5 protein-coding genes are annotated in these 8686 nt (G+C 58.9%); 2 read left to right on the top strand and 3 right to left on the bottom strand.

Translation table 11 applies throughout. The features are described 5' to 3' along the window. The first annotated feature begins 115 nt into the window (after positions 1-115). Together treS and glgB are read left to right on the top strand one after the other, a co-directional pair. Positions 116-3457 carry a maltose alpha-D-glucosyltransferase gene (gene treS / locus PMI23_RS27160; RefSeq protein ID WP_007919178.1) on the top strand — a complete coding sequence of 1114 codons (3342 nt, stop codon included), beginning with the start codon at positions 116-118 and terminating at the stop codon, positions 3455-3457. 2 nt (positions 3458-3459) lie between these two features. Continuing rightward, positions 3460-5691, top strand: a complete 2232-nt coding sequence (gene glgB, locus PMI23_RS27155) for a 1,4-alpha-glucan branching protein GlgB (RefSeq protein WP_007919177.1) — start codon at positions 3460-3462, stop codon at positions 5689-5691. 122 nt (positions 5692-5813) lie between these two features. Here glgB and PMI23_RS27150 read toward each other — a convergent pair whose 3' ends face one another. The 3 genes from PMI23_RS27150 to PMI23_RS30110 all read right to left on the bottom strand — a co-directional run. Next, positions 5814-6881, bottom strand: coding sequence for an autotransporter domain-containing protein (locus PMI23_RS27150; protein ID WP_007919175.1), 1068 nt, complete (start codon positions 6879-6881; stop codon positions 5814-5816). 389 nt (positions 6882-7270) lie between these two features. Then, positions 7271-8053, bottom strand: a complete 783-nt coding sequence (locus PMI23_RS27145; RefSeq protein ID WP_007919173.1) for an endonuclease/exonuclease/phosphatase family protein — start codon at positions 8051-8053, stop codon at positions 7271-7273. 126 nt (positions 8054-8179) lie between these two features. Further along, positions 8180-8686, bottom strand: a 507-nt coding sequence (locus tag PMI23_RS30110; RefSeq protein ID WP_007950231.1) for a hypothetical protein, incomplete at its 5' end; no start/stop codon positions are given.

Here is an 8686-nt window from a genome sequence, read left to right as displayed (position 1 = left end):
CCGAAGGCTGCGATCTTTTAAAAGCAAGATCAAAAGATCGCAGCCTTCGGCAGCTCCTACAGGGGGATCAGCACAATCAGATTCTGTGCAGAAACGAATTTTTCAGGAGTTTCACATGGCGAAGAAACCCAAGGCAGCCACCTTTATCAAAGACCCGCTCTGGTACAAGGACGCGGTGATCTATCAAGTTCACGTCAAATCGTTTTTCGACTCCAACAATGACGGGATCGGCGACTTTCCCGGCCTGATCGCCAAACTCGATTACATCGCCGACCTCGGCGTCAACACTATCTGGCTATTGCCGTTCTACCCGTCACCACGTCGCGACGATGGCTACGACATCGCCGAATACCGCGGCGTGCACAGCGATTACGGGACCATGGCCGATGCCAAGCGTTTTATCGCCGAAGCGCACAAGCGCGGCTTGCGGGTGATTACCGAGCTGGTCATCAACCACACCTCGGACCAGCACCCGTGGTTCCAGCGTGCGCGCAAGGCCAAGCCCGGCTCGGCGGCGCGGGATTTCTATGTGTGGTCGGATGACGATCAGAAATACGACGGCACGCGGATCATTTTCCTCGACACGGAAAAATCCAACTGGACCTGGGACCCGGTTGCCGGCCAGTACTTCTGGCACCGTTTCTATTCGCACCAGCCGGACCTGAATTTCGACAACCCGCAAGTGATGAAAGCCGTGCTCTCGGTCATGCGCTACTGGCTGGACATGGGCATCGACGGCCTGCGCCTCGACGCGATCCCGTACCTGATCGAGCGCGACGGCACCAACAACGAAAACCTGCCCGAAACCCACGACGTCCTCAAGCAGATCCGCGCCGAGATCGACGCCAATTACCCCGACCGCATGCTGCTCGCCGAGGCCAATCAATGGCCGGAAGACACGCAGCTGTACTTCGGCGACACCGATGCCGCAGGCCTCAACGGTGACGAATGCCACATGGCGTTTCACTTCCCGTTGATGCCGCGCATGTACATGGCGCTGGCCCAGGAAGATCGCTTCCCGATCACCGATATTCTGCGCCAGACCCCGGAAATTCCCGCCAATTGCCAATGGGCGATCTTCCTGCGCAACCACGATGAACTGACGCTGGAAATGGTCACCGACAAAGAACGCGACTATCTGTGGAATTACTACGCGGCTGACCGTCGCGCGCGGATCAACCTCGGCATCCGCCGTCGTTTGGCACCATTGATGGAGCGTGATCGCCGTCGCATCGAATTGCTCAACAGCCTGCTGCTGTCGATGCCGGGCACGCCGACCCTGTATTACGGCGATGAAATCGGCATGGGCGACAACATCTACCTCGGCGACCGCGACGGTGTGCGTACGCCGATGCAATGGTCGATCGACCGTAACGGCGGCTTCTCCCGCGCCGACCCAGCGAGTCTGGTGCTGCCGCCGATCATGGACCCGCAATATGGCTATCTGTCGGTCAACGTCGAAACCCAGTCTGGCGATCCGCACTCGCTGCTGAACTGGACCCGCCGTCTGCTCGCGGTGCGCAAGCAGTCCAAGGCGTTCGGCCGTGGCTCGTTGAAAATGCTCTCACCGAACAACCGCCGTGTACTGGCCTACACCCGCGAATTCACCGATGCCGATGGCAAGCACGAAATTATTCTGTGCGTGGCCAACGTTTCGCGCAGTGCGCAAGCGGTGGAGCTGGATCTGTCGGCCTACGTCGGCATGGTGCCGGTGGAGATGCTCGGCGGTAACGCGTTCCCGCCGATTGGCCAGTTGAATTTCCTCCTGACCCTGGCGCCGTACGGTTTCTACTGGTTCGCCCTGGCGGCAGAAAACCAGATGCCGAGTTGGCACGTGGAACCGGCGCAAAGCCTGCCGGACTTCACCACACTGGTGTTGAAAAAACGCATGGAAGAACTGCTCGAAGCGCCGTCGCGCACGACGCTGGAGCAAAGCATTCTGCCGAGCTGGCTGCAGAACCGCCGCTGGTTCGCCGGCAAGGACGCCGCCATCGAAAAAGTACATCTGGCTTATGGCGTGCGTTTCGGCGATGCGCAGCATCCGGTGCTGCTCAGCGAAATTGAAGTCACCAGCGGTGGGCAGACCAGTCGTTATCAACTGCCGTTCGGTTTCATTTCCGAGGATCAGGTCGGCCCGGCGTTGCCGCAGCAATTGGCCTTATCCCGTGTACGCCGTGTACGACAGGTTGGTCTGATCACCGACGCGTTCAGTCTTGAAGCATTTGTTCGTGCAGTGCTGCAAGGCATGCAGAACAGCACCGTACTTGAGTCGAGCGAGGGCGAAATCCGCTTTGTGCCGACGCCGCATCTGGAAAAACTCGGCCTCGGTGCCGAATCGGAAGTGCGTTATCTGTCCGCCGAGCAATCGAACAGTTCGGTGGTGATCGGCAACAGCCTGGTGCTCAAGCTGATACGTAAAGTCGCTTCTGGCGTACACCCGGAACTGGAGATGAGCGCTTACCTGACCGAGGCCGGATTTGCCAATATCTCTCCGCTGCTCGGCTCGGTGATTCGCCGCGACGCCCAGGGCGAAGACAACCTGTTGATGATCGCCCAAGGCTACCTGAGCAATCAGGGCGATGCCTGGGAGTGGACGCAGAACAACCTCGAACGGGCGCTGCGTGATGAGCTGGCCGATGCCATGTCCGAGCAGGAACAGCATTACAACGCCCTCGGCGAGTTGAAGGATTTTGCCGGCATGCTCGGTCAGCGTCTGGGCGAAATGCATCAAATGCTTGCCGAGCCTACCGACAATCCCGACTTCGCCCCGCAGGTGTCGACGGTCAAGGATATGCAGGCGACGGGCAAGGATGTCGTGGCGCAGGTCGAGCACGCCTTGAAACTGCTCAAGCAGCATCAGGGCGAACTCAATGCGGCGGATCAGAAACTGGTCAAACGTCTCATCGACGAGAAGAAAACCATCCTCGCGCATGTGCAGGATCTGGCGAAAAAAGCCGTCGGTGGTTTACGCATTCGCGTCCACGGTGATCTGCATTTGGGCCAGGTGCTGGTGATCAAGGGCGATGCCTACCTGATCGACTTCGAGGGTGAACCGGCGCGGCCATTGAGCGAGCGTCGTGGCAAACACAGTCCGTACAAGGATGTCAGCGGCGTGCTGCGCTCGTTCGATTATGCGGCGGCGATGACCATCAACGTGCACAACGTTGACCACAGCGCTGAGTCTGAAACCGCGCGGCGTCTGGTCGCCGAGCGTTATCTGCATGAGGCCCGTGAGGCATTTGTTCAGGCATATCGCCGTGCGGCAGCTAGTCTTGATCATGCTTGGCAAGATCCTGAAGGTGCCGACGCCGCGCTGGCGTTGTTCGGCCTGGAGAAGGCGGCCTATGAAGTGGCCTATGAAGCCGAAAATCGCCCCACGTGGCTGCCCGTGCCGTTGCACGGTTTGTATGGGTTATTGACGGGGCTTAAACCCTTTTCCGATCTTGGTGGAGAGTAGTCATGAGTTTCTCGAACAAGGAACAGGGTGCGGTCAAAGAAACATTGCTGCCCTCGGCGAAAGATATCGACGCCTTGGTGCGCGCTGAACATCACGACCCTTTTTCCATTCTTGGCCCGCACGGCGATGGCGCTGGCGGGCAGTTCATTCGCGCTTATCTACCGGGTGCGTTGAGTGTCGTGGTGCTGGACAAGGACAGCGGTGAAGAACGCGGTCCGTTGGAACAGACCGAAACGCCGGGGTTGTTTGTCGGCCATTTCGATCAGGCGCGGCCGTATCAGCTGCGCACACGTTGGGCGGGCGGCGAGCAGGTCGCCGAGGATCCGTACAGCTTCGGCCAGTTACTCGGTGAAATGGATTTGTACCTGTTTGCCGAGGGTAATCACCGTGACCTCAGTGCGTGCCTCGGCGCGCAACTGAAAACCGTTGATGGCGTCGACGGTGTGCGTTTCGCCGTGTGGGCGCCGAATGCCCGACGCGTGTCGGTGGTTGGTGATTTCAACGTCTGGGACGGCCGTCGGCATCCAATGCGCCTGCGTCATCCGTCCGGAGTCTGGGAGTTGTTCATCCCGCGCCTGCAAGCGGGCGAGTTGTACAAATACGAGATTCTCGGTGCCCACGGCATTCTGCCGCTCAAGGCCGACCCGATGGCGCTGGCCACCAGCCTGCCGCCGGACACCGCTTCGAAAGTCGCCGAGCCGCTGCAAATCGACTGGCAGGATCAGGACTGGATGAGCAGCCGTCGTGACCGCCAGAAACACTCGGCGCCGCTGTCGATCTATGAACTGCACGCCGGTTCCTGGCAATGTGAGCTGGATGATCTGGGCGAAGTGGCCCGTCAGTACACCTGGCCGGAACTGGCCGAACGGCTGATTCCGTATGTGAAAGAACTGGGTTTCACTCATATCGAGCTGATGCCAATCATGGAGCACCCGTTTGGTGGTTCTTGGGGTTATCAGTTGCTCTCGCAATTTGCACCGAGCGCGCGTTATGGTACGCCGGCGCAGTTTGCCGAATTCGTCGACGCCTGCCACCGGGCCGAGATCGGTGTGATTCTCGACTGGGTACCGGCGCATTTCCCTACCGATACCCACGGTCTGGCGCAGTTCGACGGCACCGCACTGTACGAGTACGGCAACCCGCTGGAAGGCTTCCATCAGGACTGGGACACGCTGATCTACAACCTCGGGCGCACCGAGGTGCACGGCTACATGCTGGCCTCGGGGCTGCACTGGTTGAAGCATTTCCATATCGACGGCTTGCGTGTCGATGCGGTGGCGTCGATGTTGTACCGCGACTATTCGCGCAAGGCGGGCGAATGGGTACCCAACCGCCATGGCGGCCGGGAAAATCTGGAAGCCATCGACTTCCTCCGGCATTTGAACGATGTGGTCGAACTGGAAGCGCCGGGCGCGCTGGTGATCGCCGAAGAGTCCACCGCGTGGCCCGGTGTCAGTCAAAGCACGCAGCAGGGCGGTTTGGGTTTCGCCTACAAATGGAACATGGGCTGGATGCACGATTCGCTGCATTACATTCAGCAGGATCCGGTCTACCGCGCCCATCATCACAACGAGTTGAGTTTTGGTCTGGTCTACGCCTGGTCCGAGCGTTTCATCCTGCCGATCTCCCACGACGAAGTGGTGCACGGCAAGCATTCGCTGATCGACAAGATGCCCGGTGACCGCTGGCAGAAATTCGCCAACCTGCGTGCCTATCTGAGCTTCATGTGGACCCACCCGGGCAAGAAGCTGTTGTTCATGGGCTGCGAGTTTGGCCAGTGGCGCGAGTGGAATCACGATCAGCAACTGGACTGGTATCTGCTGCAGTACTCCGAACACAAAGGCGTGCAGAAACTGGTTGGCGATCTCAATCGACTGTATCGCGAAGAACCGGCACTGCACGATCAGGACGACGCGCCGCAGGGCTTTCAGTGGTTGATCGGTGATGATGCGATCAACAGCGTGTATGCGTGGTTGCGCTGGAGCAAGGACGGTAAACCGGTGCTGGTGGTGGCCAACTTCACGCCGGTGCCACGTCAGGCTTATCGCGTCGGCGTGCCGTTTGCCGGGCGCTGGGCAGAATTGCTCAATAGCGATGCCGACACCTATGCCGGTTCCAATTACGGCAATGGCGGCGGGGCGTTTACCGAGGAAGTGCCGAGCCATGGCCAGTCGTTGTCGCTGGAACTGAATCTGCCGCCGCTGGCGGTGTTGATCCTCAAGCCAGAGGGCTGATCCGAGACCGCGTCGCTGCCTTCGCGAGCAGGCTCACTCCTACACTTGGAATGCGTTCCCTTGTAGGAGTGAACCTGCTCGCGATGGCGTCAGCACAAACACTATCGCCGCCAGGCCAAACGCTACCAACGCATCCGCACCCCAAGGCTGCCAATGATCCCGTTCAAATCATTGTCATCGACATCACTGCTGTAATCCGCACTCACGTACAGACTCACCGCCGGCGTCACCCGTGCCACCAGACCTAATCCCAGTTCGACGGTGGATGACTTGCGGCTGCTGCTGATCTTGTCGACCTGATCCAGCGTCACCGTGCTGCCGGTGTAGACGGTGTGCCACAGGTTGGTGCGCACATAAGGTTCGACCGGCAAGCCATTCAAATCGTAACTGCCTTTCAAACGTGCACCGACGCGACCGCTCCACGCTGTCAGATCGGTGGAAGAAGCATTGCCCGAGCCTGCGTACGGCGTGTCGAGGGTGATGCGTTGATTGATCAATTGCGCCTGCGGTTCGACCACCCAGTTGTCACTCAGCCCTATCGGAAAACCGCCTTCCACCGAGAAGGTCATTGCGCTGCCTTCGGTGGCTTGCCTGGCGCCTTGGCCGTTGCGACTGAAACCACTGACCCGGCCACCGCTGGCCGACAGATCAACGTGCCAGCCTTGCGCACCGGTGAGGCTGTAATAAGCACCGAGGCTCTGGCCTTGCAGATTGAGGGTGTCACTGTTCGGATCGGCCAACGCGCGACTGGTGAGCACGCCGTTGCCATTGGCTTGAATCTGGTTGACGCCGCCGATCAGGCCGATGGTCTGGGTATGGCTGCTCCCTTTCACGGTCAATACGGCTGGCCCTTTGAAGTCGCCGCTGCCGGGCATCGCGTAGCCTGATGACAGCACATCGGTTTGCGCCTGCCGGGCGCTTCTGCCGTACAACTCATCCCAGGCGGACGGTGCGAGGTCTTCGGTAATCAAGCGTGTGCCCTGCAGATCGGGCCGTGGGCTGAAGCGTTGCGAGCCGGGGGTGATGACGGTGGCAGGCAACGTCATCGCCGGCACATCCGCGCGATACCACGGTGTGGTTTCATCCGCCGCAGAACCGGCCTGCGCCTCCATGGATGAGCACAGCAAGATAGAACTCGACACTGTGCAGAAAGTGATTTTGATCTCGTGTGGGCTGATTGAAGTTCTCATGGAGGTCTACCTTGCAGGCGCATGCATTCTCTCTGTGTGGCGTCTCTCCTACCCCGAACGAGGGGCGACCGAATGGAGCGGGGCGAGCCCTGACCGCTCGATTTTGCGAGTGTCCGAAGGCTCGTCCCGGGTAGTGATTCCGGGGGTAGTAAGGTAGAGATAAGAAGAGTCGAGCGCACCCGTCAAGAAATTGAACGATGAGCGGTAGTGGTAAAACGGGCTTTGCAAGCGTTTGTTTTTCTGCACATAACTAAGTGGTTGTTTGCATGGATAAACGCAGTATAAGCCTCGCGTCAGGGGCATTCAGTTACCGACAGAAGGTATGTCGGTAACTTTCAACCAACGAACGAGCTGCCTTATTGTGTCCTGCATTACTGTCACTATTGCGGCTACAGGTGCACTTCGACGGCCAGCGGCAGATGATCGGACAGATGCGTCCACGGCTTGTTACCGAGGATCTGTGGGTCATGACTGCTGGCATTGCGCAGGTAGATCCGGTCCAGCCGCAACAGCGGAAAGCGTGCCGGATAGGTCTTGGCCGGGCGCCCGTGATGGCGCTCGAACGCTTCGTGCAGATAGTCGCGACGGGCGAGGGCGACATTGCCCTGAAGCTGCCAGTCGTTGAAATCGCCGGCAATGATCACCGGAGCGTCATCGGGCAGGGATTCGAGCAACTGGCAGAGCAGTTGCAACTGCAATTGCCGATGGCTTTCGAGCAGACTCAAATGCACGCAGATCGCGTGGACCTCAGCGTGCCCCGGTACGTGGAGCACACAATGCAGCAGGCCACGGCGTTCGGGCCCGGTGATCGACACATCGAGGTTGCGGTACTCACGGATCGGGTATTTCGACAGCAGCGCATTACCATGATGGCCGTCGGGGTAGACGGCGTTGCGCCCATAGGCGAAATCGCTCCACATGCTGTCGGCGAGAAATTCGTACTGCGAGGTTTGTGGCCATTCGTTGTAACGACTGGAATGTCGCTCGTGTTCACCCACCACTTCCTGCAGAAACACCAGATCGGCCGAAGTGCTGCGCACCGCTTCGCGCAGTTCCGGCAGGATAAATCGCCGGTTGAGCGCCGTGAAGCCCTTGTGCGTGTTGACCGTCAGCACTCTGAGACGATGGATGACGGGCGCGTCGACTACATGACGCTCGGGATCGCTGGACACGGTTACTCCTCTGAATTCTGAGTGCCTGTTCATGCGACTGACAAGCAGGGCTGGCAGTTCCTCGCGAATCATCAGGTCTGTGTTCCAGGCCGGGAGAACTGCCGTAGCGGCGCCCCTTCAAGAGGCTCAGCGAGCCAGGCGAACAACAATGTCATCGATTTGATAATCGTTGCCACCATCAGTCCCACCACCGCCTCCTCGATCCTGATGGCTTATTATTTGAATCGTATGGTTCGTGCTCTGTGTCACGGAAAAATTGCCTGTCTGGGTATACCACTGGCCGGTCCGGGGAACGCTGTACACCGGCAAGATTGCTTGGCCAGTTGAAAACCTGACGGAAAAAATAGGGGGCATGTTAGTCGGCTGAGGGCTGAAGTTTCGGACTCGATAACTGAATGTGTAGGTATGCCCGACCACGAATCGAAATGATTGACTGAATAGTAAGCCCGAGTGACCCGAAGCGCCGGTAGTGTCATTGTGAAACACACCACTGGTCACTCGCCCTTGATAACCTGCTGGCCCTTTGGTCCAGTTACCTGACGTGCCGTTCGTAAAATCGGTAACGGAATCCGTCCACCTCTCTGCAGTAAAGCTGCGCACCGCCGACTCCGGTTGTACACCGTAGAGTGCTTT

It is taken from the genome of Pseudomonas sp. GM24 (assembly GCF_000282235.1).
Classification (GTDB): Bacteria; Pseudomonadota; Gammaproteobacteria; order Pseudomonadales; family Pseudomonadaceae; genus Aquipseudomonas.
This window is presented reverse-complemented; position numbering and strand designations above follow the sequence as displayed.

What these genes read in the sequence shown, in the direction of transcription:
- treS (WP_007919178.1), top strand. Translation starts at nt 116, where the DNA reads ATGGCGAAGAAACCCAAGGCAGCCACCTTTATCAAAGACCCGCTCTGG.
- glgB (WP_007919177.1), top strand. Translation starts at nt 3,460, where the DNA reads ATGAGTTTCTCGAACAAGGAACAGGGTGCGGTCAAAGAAACATTGCTG.
- PMI23_RS27150 (WP_007919175.1), bottom strand. Translation starts at nt 6,881, where the DNA reads ATGAGAACTTCAATCAGCCCACACGAGATCAAAATCACTTTCTGCACA.